The following is a 14,861-nucleotide window of genomic DNA, read 5'->3' as shown; positions in this document are numbered from 1 at the left end:
GCAACGGATATGAACTTTATGCATGATGAAGTGCTTATGCAGCCATCTCATTTTAGGATTTGAAATGGTTCTTTGTTTTCTTATACTTACGAATTAGTTCGCTAACATTATGTTGCGCGTCACCTGTGTTTTTATAAATGCCAAGCGTTAAAACTAACTCATTAATTTGGCTATCAAGTAGATCTGGTGTTTCACTTTCACTCAAGATCTGCATTAACAATCTAAAATCATTTAAATATTTCGCTTGAGAGCCTGTTTTACCACTTAAGGCTAATTGGAGTTCGTGAATGAATTCTCGATCATCTAGAAGAATTGCTCTACAAAGTCGATCTTGAGTAGTGTCACAAGTAATAACATTAGGATCGATGCGAATAGCCTTGAACAACCACTCCTCAGAACCAGCAACTCTAGCTTTAACATCAGCAATAATGTCATTGATATATCGGCCGTAAATCACAACACACTCGAGTGAGCATGCTAAAGCCTCTAGAAGCGCTAATATTGGTTGAGGGTTCTCTGGTACAGGTGAGGGATCACTTTTAGCTTTCATGTCATCGAGGAAAGCTTGCTGAGGATCGTCTGTAGTAGTAAGTGCAACAAGATGTTCGCCTACATCACACTCAATGGCGAGTTTGGCAAGATGCTCAGCTATGGGTAGCTCATAAGCCCAAGACCATTTAAAAGGCTCAGCCATCTTTTCATTTAGCTTGTGTGGGTTATTCCGAAGGCCTGCAAGATACTTAGAGCGATCTTCCAGAACTTGTGGGAGAACGTTAATAAGCTCGTATACTTGCTCTGCGGTGAACTTACCGAATTCTTTTTGCATGATTCTTTGTTATTAAGATAATGGGTATTGAGTGAGAGTCCGATTTTATCTAACACAAGCAACATAACTTAAGTGATATGACCAGCTTGCTGTACAAGAATGGGGTATTTTGAAATGGAGGGAGATGTTAACCCTAGGTTTATTTCGCTGTTTATTGGGTGCATTATGAATTCCTCATGCGCATTTAGGCTTCTATTATAAAACTGACTCACTTCCTTCATCGGGCTAGCTGCAATCTCCCTATAAAAACTAATAATAGAATTGAAATCAACTGGATTTGGGTTTCTGTTGCTATAGTAGTCTGTCGACTCCTTAATCAGGCATATAAGACTAAAATTTTTAAAGTTATCAAAATTAAATAGATAAAGGTTTTTGTTTTTAAACATATACATAAGAACAAAAATTAAATACGGATAGTGTATTTTTTCATAAGAGGTTGTGAGTAATATAGACTTTAACTGGGTGCATATTTGATCCATATCTCGTAAGCCAAGACCAAAAGCCGTTGACACTTTTTCAAATAGGAATACATCCATACGATCAGTGTTATTCAGTTTAGCGTCAAAAGGAATAATAAATTTGTCTGAATTAATTCGATGATCAACAAAAAGCTGCTCTATATATTTAGATCGATCGGGTATGTTTAACGTATATTCTTGGGTAAAAAACCGCCTTAAATAATTAAGTGAATCAAAAGAGGATCCGTACACTGCATTTATTGAATTAGCTAGCTCATTTTTATTGGTAGCAACAATAAAAAAAACGCCGCTGGAATTAAAGATGTGTTTTATATTTTCTAGCAATTCAATCGCATATGTAGGTCGGCATCGGTCAAGTTCATCTACCAGAATATACATAGGTAATGAGTATTTTCCCGTTGCTTGCAATGATTTAGTTATTGCTTCTAGATTTTCTCTGAAAGTATCTATCAGTAGTTTTACCTGCTGGTGCTCATCTAATGATTTTTGAACAATTTTATCTAATAGAATTTCACTCTTATCACCTAACGGTTTGGCAATATCATCAGAATCTATATCTAAACCGCTAGCCAGTTTATCTTTAAATTCCTCAACTCCAAATCCTGAGATCTTTTTCACTAGTACATTCATTCCAATCCCAGCAATAACAGCTAATAATTTCTTACTGTTTGACAGGAAGTTACCTACTAGCTCTTCGCCTCTAGGGATGTCAGCTTGGTAACCTTTTAAAGACTGTTCTATTTCAGAGATAAAGCCTAGGAGTGGATTTTTTGAGTAGTCGTTTTTCCAAGCATCAAAATATAAAACTGGGTGATGGCTTTTGCTCAAGTCAGCCTTTAAATTCGCTAAAAAGAAAGTTTTTCCATACCCCCATGGTGCATTCAAGTTCAGAACAAAAGAGCCCTCATATTCGTCCTTACTACCTTCTGCATATAAAGCATTCAAGTAACTTCTTATGTAATCGGCTTCCTTTTTACGATCAAGCTTATCGGCAGGCCATACTGTGGTGTCTTGGTTCATTTATTGTGCCTTATTCTTTTTTTTAACATAGCAGGGGATAGGTAGATGGGTTCTGCATAGATTAGTAAATATTAATTAATGTCAAAACTAAACTGAATATTAGTAAATGAGAGGTGCAGGATATATAGCAGAATTTGATGTCTAAACAATACAAATGCTTACACAAAGAGAGTAGCCTATTTATAAGAACGGTTTTAAGTTGCTACTATATCCGTGTTTAATACCTGAAGAAAAAAAGCCACCGCATTCTGATTGTTTCTTGCACCCGTTGCACTCGATAGCATATTCATTTTTCCAATCAGATATTGATTTGCGATAGAACGGTAATACATCTTTATTGACTAGGCAAAGTTGATGGTTGTAAACAGATGTCGTAATACCGTATGTATTTAAAAGCTTCACAGCTTCACTTAGTGTGTCTTTGTAATCGTATGGGTCAATCCAAAGAGTTTCCAAGTTGGCTCGCGTGAATCCCATCATTTCTAACCCCATTAGCGCTACATGGTCTACAAATAAAAGATTTCGTCCAATGAATTCACATAGTTCAACCAGTCCATCAATTGATTGCTTATGAATTACAACCCTAATTTCAACTTTTTGATTAAATCGTTTTAAATTTAATATTCCTCTTATAGTCTCATCAAATGCTCCTTTAGCCTGCACTATGTAATCGTGTTTCGCTGGGTCTGACGAGTAAATTGGAATCCCAACCATCATGTCAAAGTGACTAATTTCAGCATATTGTTTAGCATAATGAATATCTTTAAAAGTTCTACCGTTTGATAGTATGTGTATGCCAGTGTTAGGAAGTTGGCTTTGCGTATGTCTTAACAGCTCAAGAAAGCGTTGCCCAAATAGTGTTGGCTCACCCCCAGTAAAGCCGATTTCTTTAGTCCACTTAGGCAATAAAGTGATTAGCTCAAAAGTTTCTTCAATTATGTATGAGTCATCTATGACTTTAGGTGGTTGGGAGCACATGAGGCAATAATGATTGCATTGCTCTGTAATTAAAAAGCTATTATTTGATGCTTTTGCTCTGAATAAGACCCTAGCATTGTTCTTTGTTGAAGAAATTCTAATAACATCGTCATGCCCTAAGTAACTAAAGTCATCAGTTAGGACTGTGTAAGTTGAATTACTTGGTGTTTTGTTTGTTAAGCTTGATGTTGAATCAAAAAATATATAGTGGGAAAAGCCTTCTGGTATATCTTCTGACTGAATGAGAAATGCTTTTTGCTTTCTCAAAACCAATGGTAAATTTGGATTGGTAGATACCGAATACAGCTTCGAGTTCGGACTGTTATCATTTTGAATCTCAATAACTTTTCCACCGAGCTTTAGCATTTGTTAGCCCAATCGATAAAAAGTGATTTTCTTTCTGAGTCATCTTCCATTATGTTGATTAAATGCTTGAACGTTGTCATGTTTCTTTTACAGAACTCGGATTCAGGTTTCCTCGCTAAGAAGTCTTTATGAATCGCATGATGGTAGACAGGTTCGGCACCACAATAGATTTCAAACGCACATTCAGAGCACATTGGAGCACTTAATGTAAAAGACTCGTCTAATGCATCTAACAATTTGTCAGATAAAATGATTTCTTCATAAGTATTAGTTAGAACGTTACCAAGTAAAAAAGTGGAGTCGCCCATTTCTGCAAGCATTCGACTTTCATCGGATGCATAGACGTTTCCATCGTAATTAAAGACAATTGCAGCTATGCCAATCCCCGCAGGATTCATTAAATCGACATAGCCAGGATCAGAAGAGGTCATCATCTTTTTAAGAACTAGGGCAGAGTAGTATTCAGAAAATTCAATCCCATTTTTATTAAGCTGGATAATATAGTCTAAGCCCTCTTTATAGAATTCTAGCCAACGCTCAGTGTTGTAAGACATGAATTTTCTTGTCTTAATTGCAAAGCCGTAAGGAGACAATGGTCTTAAAAATATTCCTTTAAAGCCCAGTTTGAGATACTCGTCGATAATGTCTTTAACTCTAGGTAAACTTTTATCTGTTGTAGTCATTAAAGCTGAAACTTGGTTGTAACCAAGAATAGCTCTTGTTTTTTGTAACCCATCTATAAAACGTTGATAGCTATCTTTATTGGGCCTTGGACGATTTGCATTGTGCAAGTCTTCTGGACCATCCAAAGAGGTGGAAATTACTATATTGTGTTCTTTGCAAAACACCAAAATTTCTTCTGTTATTAAAGATAGAGTGGTGGCAATTACAAAAGCTAGATTTCGTTGATGAACGGCATTAAGTTTTTTTGCGGTTGTAACTACATACTTAATCATTTCAAAATTTAATAGAGGTTCACCACCCTGAAACTCAATTTTTATTGCAGGTGAAGGTGACCTAAATACCATTGCCAATGATTTGTCTGCCATTTCAGTAGTCATGTCAAAGCTGGCTTTGTCCTCAGATTGCCGAGATACCTGACAATATGGGCAACTATGGTCGCATCTCAGAGTAACAACAAATATGTGTAGATTTGTGAAGTTAGCTAGTCTTGCGAATCTTGTGCGTAACTTTAATGCTAATAACTCGATCGGATAAGCTTCGTCAGGCTCTCTTATAAATTGTTTTGAGCGAAGTTTAGAATATAGGTTGTTAGTTGGAGATAGTTCATGATTAACAATATCTTGAAGCGACTTACTATCTATCGTCAGATATTCTCCAACTAAATTAGTAATTACATAACGGTCGTCTGATACTTTGTCGAAATTGAATGGCAGTAACTCATAGGTTCCTGATTCATTATTGTAAAATTGTATTGGTTGAAATTTACTCAACTTTTTGCAGGCCAGTGCTTGAGAATGCCACACTCAGGATAAGGTTGCGGATATCGTCAGTTTCAACTCTAATTTTTTCGCGAAGATGCTGGTCAAGCACCTCTTTTTTGAAATCATGTACTTTAGCGTTAAAGGCTTCTAGTGTCATATTGCCAGTAGACTCGATTTCACACTGAATTTGATTTTCAGTTAACGAAAAATTACATGCAAAATAACTAATGAAACGATAAGCTGCTTTCTGTAGTGTCAATACAGAGTAGATTCGCTCGTCAAAAATTACTACTAGATTATGCAACTAGTAACCCGATGAATGTGAACGATGTGAGCTGTGTGAACTATGTGACGAGTGTGAAGAGTGGTACGCGTACATTAAGCCTTGATCATTTTTTTGTAGGATAAAAGATAAAGCGTTTTTATCTTCAAAATTAAGGATATTTGGCGAACTTTTGGTGAGGTTTGGTTCAGTTACTGTATTCTTTGCCAGCAAAGGGTCTTTGTTTTCATTGACTGATGCTAACGCACTTTTTGAACCTAAAGCACTGGCTAGAACAGCTAATGGAACTAAAAATTTACGATTTTTCATAGTCGATCTCCCTTATTGCTATTGAACGTTGTGCCAATCTAACTATTTATATATATCATGTCAATAGTGTGTGAGAAATGTGCAGTGTCGGCCTATGCTTATGCGGTAGTAAATTCAAAAATACGTGACCGTTAAAATAAACCTTGGGCGAGTGCAAGCGATTGTTGGCGGGTTAATTTATATATATATCAATTGGTTATAACAACTCTTAATCCGTTTGTCGCGAGTTCGAGCCTCGCATCTCCTACCAATTAAATCAAAGGTTTGTGCTTATGTGCATGCCTTTTGACTTTTTGGATATGGTATAAACGTGTCCAAATTCACCTCGTTAGTCAGGTATCCAGACTCAACTCTAGCCTATGAGCGGCTAATTATTGCTCCGCTGTAAGTTTTAGTATGAGAGTTTCTGTTGAGCATGACTCGCATCTGCTTAACTCAATAGATTCATAAAAAGTGCGGCACGAATTGAGTTACTGATGAACTGGTCGGTGGGTGAGAAGTTACGCACAGACAACTCAGCTATCCTTCAATTAAATCTATGTTGTTTGTTAGGGCTGTGTTAAGTATGCCGTGTGCATCTGCTTTAATTTGTTTTCAAAAGAGTCCACAGGCAGAGGTTGGCTAAACAAGTAGCCCTGGCACAAATTGCATTTATTCTGCTCTAGAAATTTACGTTGAATTTCTGACTCTACGCCTTCTGCAATAACTTCAATGCCAAGATTGTTAGCCATGCCAATAATGGTTTGCACGACTACGGCATCTCTATTATTCATACACATATTGCGTATAAAAGACTGGTCGATTTTTAGCTGATCCAACGGAAGTTTGGTTAAGTAAGACAGTGATGAAAACCCAGTGCCAAAGTCATCCATCGAGAAAAGTACGCCATAAGATTTGAGTGCCTGCATCTTCATAATGGCTTCTTCTACATTGTCCAATACTAGACTTTCCGTGAGTTCTAGCTTGAGATTGCCTGGTTTAATTTGATGGCGACTTAGCATTTCAACCACACGCTCGACAAAACTTGGGTCGTGGAATTGGCATGCGCTCACGTTTACAGCCACTTGCAAATCTCTGGTCATAGGGTCGCTTTCCCAGCGCTTAATTTGGGCGCATGCTGTTTCCATTACCCAGTGACCGATTGGAATAATGAGCCCTGTTTCTTCAGTGAGTGGGATAAACTGTAACGGAGGTACCAGCCCTTTTTGAGGGTGTTGCCAACGAATAAGTGCCTCCGCACCATGCACATTGCCAGAGTGGTCAATTTGCATCTGATAATAGAGCCTGAACTGATTCCTCTTGATTGCTAGCCGTAAGTCGCTCTCTAGTGCGGCGCGAGCTTCTAAGGCCGCCTGCATGGTGGGGTCGTAAAAGCGTTGTGTGTTGCGTCCCGCGTTTTTTGCCTGATACATGGCGATGTCGGCTCTTTTTAGCAACTCATCTACCGTAAACTCTTGGTTGCGAAACAGGCAAACGCCAACACTGGTCGAGCTGTGATATAGATAGCTATCTAGGTAATAGGGCAGGTTAATAGTAGAGATTATTTTGGCGCAAACTGTCTCCGCTTGAACTGCGGCTTGGGATGAATCCTCGCTGAGGTCTTGCAGTATCACTACAAACTCATCACCACCTAATCTTGCCAAGGTGTCGCCTTCACGCATGCAGGTTTGCAGTCGCTTAGCAACCTCAACCAGTAATAAGTCGCCAACACTATGGCCTTTGGTATCGTTTAGTGTTTTAAAATGGTCTAAGTCAATAAAGAGCAAGGCGCCATGGTTATGGTGCCTGGCGCTCATTGCTAACGTGTGCTGTAGACGATCAATCAGCAGCAGTCTATTGGGCAGGTTCGTTAATAAATCATAATAGGCTAAATGTTGAATCTTATCTTCAGCTTCTTTTCTTCTGGCAATGTCTTGCTGCAAAATTTGATTAGCTTCTTCTAGTTGCAGCGTTTTCTCTTCTAGCTTACGAATCAGTATAACGCTGTAATCTTTTAGCGTATAGCTCTGGTCGCTATTCGCTGTGCTGGAGATGTCAGGCGTGGCCACTACGCCTTTGGTTTGAACCTCAATAAATCGCGCAATAAAATCTTCAGGCTCACAAGGCTTAAGAATAAAAGCATCCGCCCCAAGACTGAGCGCTAGCTTTTCATCTTCAGGCTCTGTGTATGTTGCGGTGTAAACGATAAACGGGATTTTTTTGAGCTTAGAGTCACTCTTCCAGTGGCGTAGCAGAGTGTAGCCATCCATAACCGGCATAAGTAAATCTGAGACAATAATCTGAGGTGGGTTCTGACGTGCTTTGACGAGTGCTTCAGCACCGTGGCGTGCCAGCTCAACAACGTACCCATTACCCGTTAGCAGTGCCTGTAGGTAATAAAGGTTCTCCTCCTTGTCGTCAACAATCAAAATATGCGTCATAAACTTCCTTGGACAACTCATCAAACGGTTAGATAAAGGGAAATCTCAGCTACAAAAGTTTCAGGGTTGATTGGTTTTTCAATATACCCATTACAGCCGGCGGCTAAGCATTTTTCACGGTCGCCAACCATAGCGTATGATGTGACAGCAATAATGGGAACTTGGTTTAATGATTCTATTTTTCGCAAAGCACTAGCAACAGCGTACCCATCCATCATTGGTAGTTGTATATCCAGCAGTATCAAGTCAGGTAATATTTTTTTTGTTAAATCAATGCCAGTTGCACCGTCAGCAGCGGTCACTACATTCATGCCATGCGTTTCTAAAAGAAAAGTGGTCAGGTAGCTATTCTGTTCATTATCTTCAATGAGTAGGATGGTTTTTTTCATGATTTGATCGCACCCCCCATTGGCAATAAAACAGTAAATTTGCTACCTACTGACCACTCACTCACAGCGGAGATTTGCCCCCCCATGAGCTCTAGCAGGCGCCTGCAGATGGCAAGCCCTAAACCAGTACCTTCGTGCAGGCGCGAAAGTCCACTGTCTATTTGGTGAAACGGCTGGAATAGCAAATCCAGATCGTCAGGCTTAATGCCTATGCCTGTATCAATGACACTTAGCTTTAAAAATGGAGCAGGGGCAGCGTCTGATGAGTCTTTGATGTCACTGACTAACTCCGCCTTAATGGTGATGCTGCCTTTTTCTGTGAATTTTGCAGCGTTGTTAACTAAATTGATTAGTATCTGTTCAAGTCGTCTGCGGTCGCTCACAATTTCACCTAGCTCATTACTAATTGAAGTACGAAGGAGTAAACCTTTCTTTTCTATCATTGGTGTTAGTGAGTTAACTACTCGTTCAATCAGTGCCACCAGATCAAAGGCTTCGGTACTCACCTCTAATTGACCAGCTTCAATTTTAGAAATATCTAGCACATCATTAATTAACTCAAGTAGATGTCTGGCACTACCTCTCACCATGCCTAGCTGCTTAGTTTGTTCAACATTTAATGGGCCAGCCATGCCTTGTAAAATAATACCGGTAAACCCGATAATTGAATTCAATGGTGTTCTTAGCTCATGCGACATCGTTGCTAAAAACGCTGATTTGATTTTATCTGCTGCTTCTGCTCGAACCAACGCAGTTTGTAATTCCTCTGTGCGTTCTTTAACGCGTTTTTCTAGGCTGGCATTCAGCTCGCGAATCTCTTGTTCGGCGAGCAGTCTCTCGGTAATGTCATTACCAATGCTAAGTATTTCCACCACTTGGCCTTCTGCATCCAGCACCACCTTATTTGTCCAGGAAACCCACACGCTTTCACCGTTGCTGCGTATGTTTTCGTTGATGTTCTGTTCAAATACTTTTGTATCTAAGCAGATCTGTTGCATCAAGTCTTGTAGATCACGCCCGGCGCTATCCGTATTAGGCACTATCGTCCCAATCACATGCTTACCGATGATTTCATCAAAACTATATCCAAAAAAATTCAGGCCAAACGAATTAAGGAAAGTGATATAGCCTTGCGCGTTCCAGCGCAAGATGATGCTGTTTGCTGACTCTACCAGCTCACCATATTTTTGCTCACTAGCATTGAGCCTTGACTCTGCATTTTTACGCTCACTAATGTCTATGCCCATGCCAACAAGACAGTCAGAACCCTTAAATGTAACGTTCCTACCTGTAAATAAATAAGGTGTTTTTTTACCGTCTTTTGATAATAGCGAAGCTTCTACAAATGCCTGTCCCTGGGTAAATACTTCAGATATTTTATGGGCAACGAGAGATTTTTCTTCAGGTGCAAAAAAATCTAGCGGATGCATTTTGGTGATTTCTTTATTGGAGTAGCCAGACACAGTCTGAAAGTTGTGGTTCCATCGTAAGAATCTACCTTCGTGATTGTAGAAGTAGAGGATGCCAGGCATGCTTTCAATCATCATGTCTGAAAATAATGATTCATTTTTAGCATTAAGCTCTGCTTCTTTACGCCTTTCCTCACGTGCTAAGTTTTCTAAAGAAAAAGAAATGTTGCCGGCAGCCTCTGCCAATAATGCAATTTCTTTATCGTGAAAGAACATGCTTTGATTGGTGTAAACGCTTAGGATGCCACTTACTTTGTCATTTGCTTGAATCGGAAATGCGGCAGAAGCACGAAAGCCTAAACGCACTAAATCTTCACACCAAATCTGCGTTGCCGGATCCTCAAGCATATTATTGCAAATATAGGGTTCATCGGAGCTAAAGGCTAAGTTAATTGGCCTTTTAACTGCACGTTTATGGTCTGCATAAATTTTGATGTTATTAAAGTAATCGCAATGTTCACCCCAAGATGCTACCGGAGTAAGTTGATGAGTTTTGCTATCATGCCAGCCAATCCATGCCATGTGAAAACCGCCTTCATCCACCAGCGTTTGGCATACTCTTTTAAATAACTCTTCTCTGGTGGGTAGCCAAATGATCGCCTGATTGATTTTAGTGAGAGCAGCATAAAGCCGGGATAGTTGAGATATTTCCCGTTGCTGCTCTTTTAGCACCGTAATATCTCGAATCAAACCGAGCAGGTTGCCATCTGGCATGGTGGTTGCCATGATTTCAGCACTGAAAACGGAACCATCTTTACGTCTTAGTAGCCATTCTCGCATGTAGTCTGATTGTGTTTGAATGGTATCCAGTGCGGACTGGATATGAGGAACTTCACTTTGTACTACGATATCTGTGGCATGCAGACCAATCAGTTCATCCCGGGTGTAGCCTAACATGTTACAGATGCTTGGGTTCGCATCCAGATAATAACTTTGGGCATCAGCAATAAGAATGCCGTCGGGCGCATATTCAAAGAGTGCCCGATAGCTCGCTTCACCAATCTGATGCGCTGATTGGCTACTGATTTCTCCGGTTGGTTCATTCTTAACACTATGTTTTGTCAAGATATTTCACTCTTTAGAGTTTTTTGTTTTTCAATTTTATAATCATCAAGAAAATAAAACCGTGCATGAGTAATAATCTACACGTAATTTTATTTAAGTGGAATAAGAAAACAGCATATATGCTTAATTATTATTAAGTTTTTTTCATACAGAAATGAATGTGAGTTGATTTAATCTGCATTAAACAAGCAGTGAACCATAAGAAATGGCGACACTCGAATAGTTAAATACAAACAACTTAAATATAAACAAGTAAACTTACTGCCAGACTTTAATTAAACTAATCCATAATGATCTGATGGTGCAAATGAATAATTGAGCGTAGCCTACATATACATTTTGCACATGTTTGGTGCGTTATGTATACTGTAATAGGTTGAATATTTTGATATTTTGTACGTTCTAACGTAATTTAGGCTGTTGTAGCTGCAGGTTTTCGTGCTTTCAGAAAGGGAGTCTCTATTCTAAATTACCGAAAACAGATTCTACTGCCACCGATTGTTGCATCAATCATACTGTTGATTGCAATGTCATGGGTCTTTTTTAGTGCGCAGAGCTTGTTAGTGTTAAGTGACCGCAAAGTTAAAGTTGCAGACACACGCTACGAAGTAGTCAAACTCATGAATACAATTGTGAATGCTGAAACCGGATTGCGAGGTTACCTCCTTACCGGTAGCGTGCAATTTCTCGAGCCGTACAATCGTGCAGCTAAAGATACGGCCTTGATATTCTCTCAAATCAAAAGCCGTGAAAAAAACTTTGCCGAATTCCCGCCAATCCTAATCACGCTCGATAAACTGATTAAGGAAAAATTCAGCGCTATCGAGTCTACGCTCCAAGTTCAACTCACAGCAGGGTCATACTCTCCTCATTTAAAATTTTCGACAGGTGCAAGCAATGTGCTTACTGATGAAATTGCCAACGAGGTGAATAAGCTTGATAAGATTTTGCGCGATGAAAATGATCGCATAGAAGTAACGCTGTCTTTAACCATTAATCGTTTGAAATTAGCTTCGCTAGTGGTTGTGTTCTTAATTATCAGCATACTGCTGGTTAATTATAAAAGGACTATCTCGCTGTTTGAGCATGCATCGTCTAGCCAGGAGTTGGCTGAGGAATTTGGTTATCTTGCCATGCATGATGCATTAACTCATTTGCCGAATAGAAGAAATTTTGAGCAATATCTCAAAAAATCTATTTCACAGACAGGGCGCAGTAAGCAAAAAATTGGTTTGTTATATATGGATCTTGATGGGTTTAAATTAATTAATGATCAATATGGGCATGATGCAGGTGATGATGCGTTGATTGGGGCTGTGGTCAAGATTAGTCACGTGTTGCGTGATTCTGATTTTATTGCACGGGTGGGCGGGGATGAGTTTGCGCTAGTGGCACATAACTTTAATGATGCGGATGAATTGTTAATTCTTGCTAATCGTATTATTAATGCACTCAAAGAACCGGTAATTTCAATAGCTGGCAATGATATTTTTATGGGGGTCAGCATAGGTGTTGCGATTTACCCTGACCAAGTTAAAAGTATTAAATCTTTAATTTCTGCCGCAGATGAGGCGATGTATAAAGCAAAATCAACAGGCAAAAACCAGGCAGTTCTCCATTAGTAACAGGCTTTTTTAAAACGCGACGCTTTTTTCTTTGTTAATCTCAAATTGTTGTTGGCTTTTACGCACTAATTGATAGCGTTATTTAGCATATCTTTAATCATGCTATTCCTTTTATGCCATGGGTTAGTTGGTATGAATTCTTACGACATTTCCAGTGTTTTATAATTTTATTTATCATTAATATTCATTATGTTAATAAATTTTATTAAAGTTAAATGCTAATATAATTTTAGTGATTTTTTATTACTTTGTTTAGCGGCCTTGATGCAGACTCATGAGGATTCATGTAACCTTGCGGAGCAGCGGTTTATTTAACGATTACAATCCAACTGATGCTGATACTGCATGGCAAATACCATGAACGTAGATGGATTCACATTTATTATAAAAAACGATTACTTCATATGGGCACTTCTAACTTTCTGATTCAAACGATGATTTATTTATCATCAGCCATACTGCTCGTGCCAATTTTTAAAAGATTAGGCTTGGGTTCTGTGCTGGGTTATTTAATCGCCGGTATTTTAATTGGGCCTTACGCTTTAAAGCTAATTCCTGATCCTGAGCATGTGCTGCATTTTGCTGAATTTGGTGTCGTGCTTATGCTGTTTCTGATTGGGCTGGAGCTAGAGTCTCAAAAGGTTTGGGAGCTGCGTAAGATATTATTCGGGCTAGGTGGGCTGCAAGTCGTTGGCACAATAGGTCTGGTCGCAATCGTTGCGCATATGATGCATTTTTCATGGCCTGTGGCTATCGTGATTGGTATGGGTGTGGCGATGTCATCTACTGCAATTGGGCTCACTGCACTGGCAGAGAAAAAACAGTTAAGCACTCCTGGCGGGCAGGCATCATTTGCAACATTATTATTCCAGGATTTGTCAGTCATTCCACTGTTTATGGTGCTTGCGTTTATTGCACCTGACAGTGGCCAATCTGGTTTTGATGTTTGGGCAGTGGCGAAAGCATTGGCTGTAATTGCCGCCATTATTATCGCTAGCAGAACCTTACTGCGGCCCATAATGCGCATAGTAGCGCAGACGGAAATTCGCGAGATTTTTGTAGCTTTCTCATTGCTCTTGGTGATTGGTGTATCACTAGCTATGCAGTCTGTGGGCTTATCTATGGCGCTAGGTACCTTCTTGGCGGGTGTACTGTTAGCAGATTCTGAGTACCGTTATGAGCTTAGGCTGGATATTGAACCGGTAAAAGGTTTGCTGCTAGGTTTGTTTTTTATTGCAGTTGGTATGTCTGTGGATTTATCGTTATTGGCAAACTCGCCATTGATGATACTTGGATTGGCTTTGCTAGTTGTAGTGGTAAAGATGGCTATATTGTTAGGCCTAGCGTATGTATTTAAATACTCGTTGAGAGATGGCTTGTTATATGGTGCTGCGCTCTCGCAAATTGGTGAGTTTGCGTTTGTGATATTTGGCATCGCCTTCACGCAAAACACTATTCCACGTGAGATTTACAATGTGCTGAATGCGATAGTCGCCGTATCCATGCTCATTACCCCCATCTTGTTATTGCTATATGATCGATTTTTAACACTGCAATGTGGCGAGCGCCCTAAAGATAGTATTGAGGAAAATAACACTGTAATCATTGCTGGGTTTGGTCGGTTTGGACAAATCGTTGGTAGGGTGTTGCTTGCAAAGGGAATTGCGGCGACCTTAATTGATAATGACCCGAATCAGGTTGACCTGATGCGTAAGTTTAAATGGCGCTGTTATTATGGCGATGCCTCCAGATTAGATTTGCTAGAGGAGGCGGGGATTGCTACCGCGAAGTTATTGGTGATTTCGGTGAATGACCCCGTGGCTGCAGTGCAAATTGGTAAGTTAGTCAAAGAGCGGTGGCCTAACCTTGCAGTCGTTACAAGAGCGCGTAGCAGAACCGATGCTTTTGATCTGCTTGATATCGGGCTTGATCCTATACGCGAGACTTTTTATTCATCATTAGTCGCTGCCAAGCAAGCTTTGTTAGCCCTGGGGGAAACGCCAGCCTCTGCTACAAAAATTATTAAACACTTTGAACGCCATGACACAGAGCAGCTTGAGGCTGCCCGCAACGTAAAGCACGATATGAATGCACTGCTGAGCATGTCAGAAAAAGGGCGCCAGGATCTTAAAGATTTACTCGCGCTAGAGATGGACGAGGCAGGAAAGCCTACTGCTAGTTAATTTA

At 39.7% G+C, this 14,861-nt stretch carries 11 protein-coding genes; 2 read left to right on the top strand and 9 right to left on the bottom strand.

What is annotated here, in order from left to right:
• Nucleotides 1-52 precede the first annotated feature (52 nt).
• From VGD82_RS04465 to VGD82_RS04425, 9 genes are all read right to left on the bottom strand, one after another.
• A complete protein-coding gene (locus VGD82_RS04465) occupies nucleotides 53-826 on the bottom strand; it encodes a hypothetical protein (protein WP_331019245.1) in 774 nt (257 codons plus the stop codon).
• Nucleotides 827-894: 68 nt separating this feature from the next.
• Nucleotides 895-2,325 (bottom strand): KAP family P-loop NTPase fold protein, encoded by a 1,431-nt coding sequence (locus VGD82_RS04460; RefSeq protein ID WP_331019244.1) that lies wholly within the window; start codon nucleotides 2,323-2,325, stop codon nucleotides 895-897.
• A gap of 180 nt (nucleotides 2,326-2,505) precedes the next feature.
• The gene (gene hxsC / locus VGD82_RS04455) at nucleotides 2,506-3,669 is read right to left on the bottom strand and encodes a His-Xaa-Ser system radical SAM maturase HxsC (protein WP_331019243.1); all 1,164 of its coding nucleotides are present in this window, start codon (nucleotides 3,667-3,669) and stop codon (nucleotides 2,506-2,508) included.
• Nucleotides 3,663-5,156 (bottom strand): His-Xaa-Ser system radical SAM maturase HxsB, encoded by a 1,494-nt coding sequence (gene hxsB, locus VGD82_RS04450; protein WP_331019242.1) that lies wholly within the window; start codon nucleotides 5,154-5,156, stop codon nucleotides 3,663-3,665. The genes hxsC and hxsB overlap by 7 nt, the downstream gene beginning before the upstream one ends.
• Complete coding sequence (hxsD, locus tag VGD82_RS04445) at nucleotides 5,116-5,418, bottom strand: His-Xaa-Ser system protein HxsD (protein ID WP_331019241.1); 303 nt, start codon at nucleotides 5,416-5,418, stop codon at nucleotides 5,116-5,118. The genes hxsB and hxsD overlap by 41 nt, the downstream gene beginning before the upstream one ends.
• On the bottom strand, nucleotides 5,419-5,706 hold the full coding sequence (hxsA2, locus tag VGD82_RS04440) for a His-Xaa-Ser repeat protein HxsA2 (protein ID WP_331019240.1): 288 nt from the start codon (nucleotides 5,704-5,706) through the stop codon (nucleotides 5,419-5,421).
• 548 nt (nucleotides 5,707-6,254) lie between these two features.
• Nucleotides 6,255-8,126, bottom strand: a complete 1,872-nt coding sequence (locus VGD82_RS04435; protein WP_331019239.1) for a two-component system response regulator — start codon at nucleotides 8,124-8,126, stop codon at nucleotides 6,255-6,257.
• Between the two features lie 20 nt (nucleotides 8,127-8,146).
• Complete coding sequence (locus VGD82_RS04430) at nucleotides 8,147-8,515, bottom strand: response regulator (RefSeq protein WP_331019238.1); 369 nt, start codon at nucleotides 8,513-8,515, stop codon at nucleotides 8,147-8,149.
• Nucleotides 8,512-11,049: a PAS domain S-box protein gene (locus VGD82_RS04425; protein ID WP_331019237.1), complete on the bottom strand. Its 2,538-nt coding sequence runs from the start codon at nucleotides 11,047-11,049 to the stop codon at nucleotides 8,512-8,514. The genes VGD82_RS04430 and VGD82_RS04425 overlap by 4 nt, the downstream gene beginning before the upstream one ends.
• Before the next feature lie 527 nt (nucleotides 11,050-11,576).
• On the opposite strand from VGD82_RS04425, the gene VGD82_RS04420 reads away from it, so the two are divergent.
• Nucleotides 11,577-12,671, top strand: a complete 1,095-nt coding sequence (locus VGD82_RS04420) for a diguanylate cyclase domain-containing protein (RefSeq protein WP_331019236.1) — start codon at nucleotides 11,577-11,579, stop codon at nucleotides 12,669-12,671.
• 407 nt (nucleotides 12,672-13,078) lie between these two features.
• Nucleotides 13,079-14,857 carry a monovalent cation:proton antiporter-2 (CPA2) family protein gene (locus tag VGD82_RS04415; protein ID WP_331019235.1) on the top strand — a complete coding sequence of 593 codons (1,779 nt, stop codon included), beginning with the start codon at nucleotides 13,079-13,081 and terminating at the stop codon, nucleotides 14,855-14,857.
• Nucleotides 14,858-14,861: the final 4 nt, after the last annotated feature.

The organism is Methylotenera sp. (genome assembly GCF_036401095.1).
Lineage (GTDB): Bacteria > Pseudomonadota > Gammaproteobacteria > Burkholderiales > Methylophilaceae > Methylotenera.
This window is presented reverse-complemented; position numbering and strand designations above follow the sequence as displayed.

Excerpts from the sequence above, each read along its gene's own strand:
- hxsA2 (WP_331019240.1), bottom strand. The coding sequence starts at position 5,706 with ATGAAAAATCGTAAATTTTTAGTTCCATTAGCTGTTCTAGCCAGTGCT.
- VGD82_RS04420 (WP_331019236.1), top strand. The coding sequence starts at position 11,577 with ATGTCATGGGTCTTTTTTAGTGCGCAGAGCTTGTTAGTGTTAAGTGAC.
- VGD82_RS04430 (WP_331019238.1), bottom strand. The coding sequence starts at position 8,515 with ATGAAAAAAACCATCCTACTCATTGAAGATAATGAACAGAATAGCTAC.
- VGD82_RS04465 (WP_331019245.1), bottom strand. The coding sequence starts at position 826 with ATGCAAAAAGAATTCGGTAAGTTCACCGCAGAGCAAGTATACGAGCTT.
- VGD82_RS04435 (WP_331019239.1), bottom strand. The coding sequence starts at position 8,126 with ATGACGCATATTTTGATTGTTGACGACAAGGAGGAGAACCTTTATTAC.
- VGD82_RS04415 (WP_331019235.1), top strand. The coding sequence starts at position 13,079 with ATGGGCACTTCTAACTTTCTGATTCAAACGATGATTTATTTATCATCA.
- hxsC (WP_331019243.1), bottom strand. The coding sequence starts at position 3,669 with ATGCTAAAGCTCGGTGGAAAAGTTATTGAGATTCAAAATGATAACAGT.
- VGD82_RS04460 (WP_331019244.1), bottom strand. The coding sequence starts at position 2,325 with ATGAACCAAGACACCACAGTATGGCCTGCCGATAAGCTTGATCGTAAA.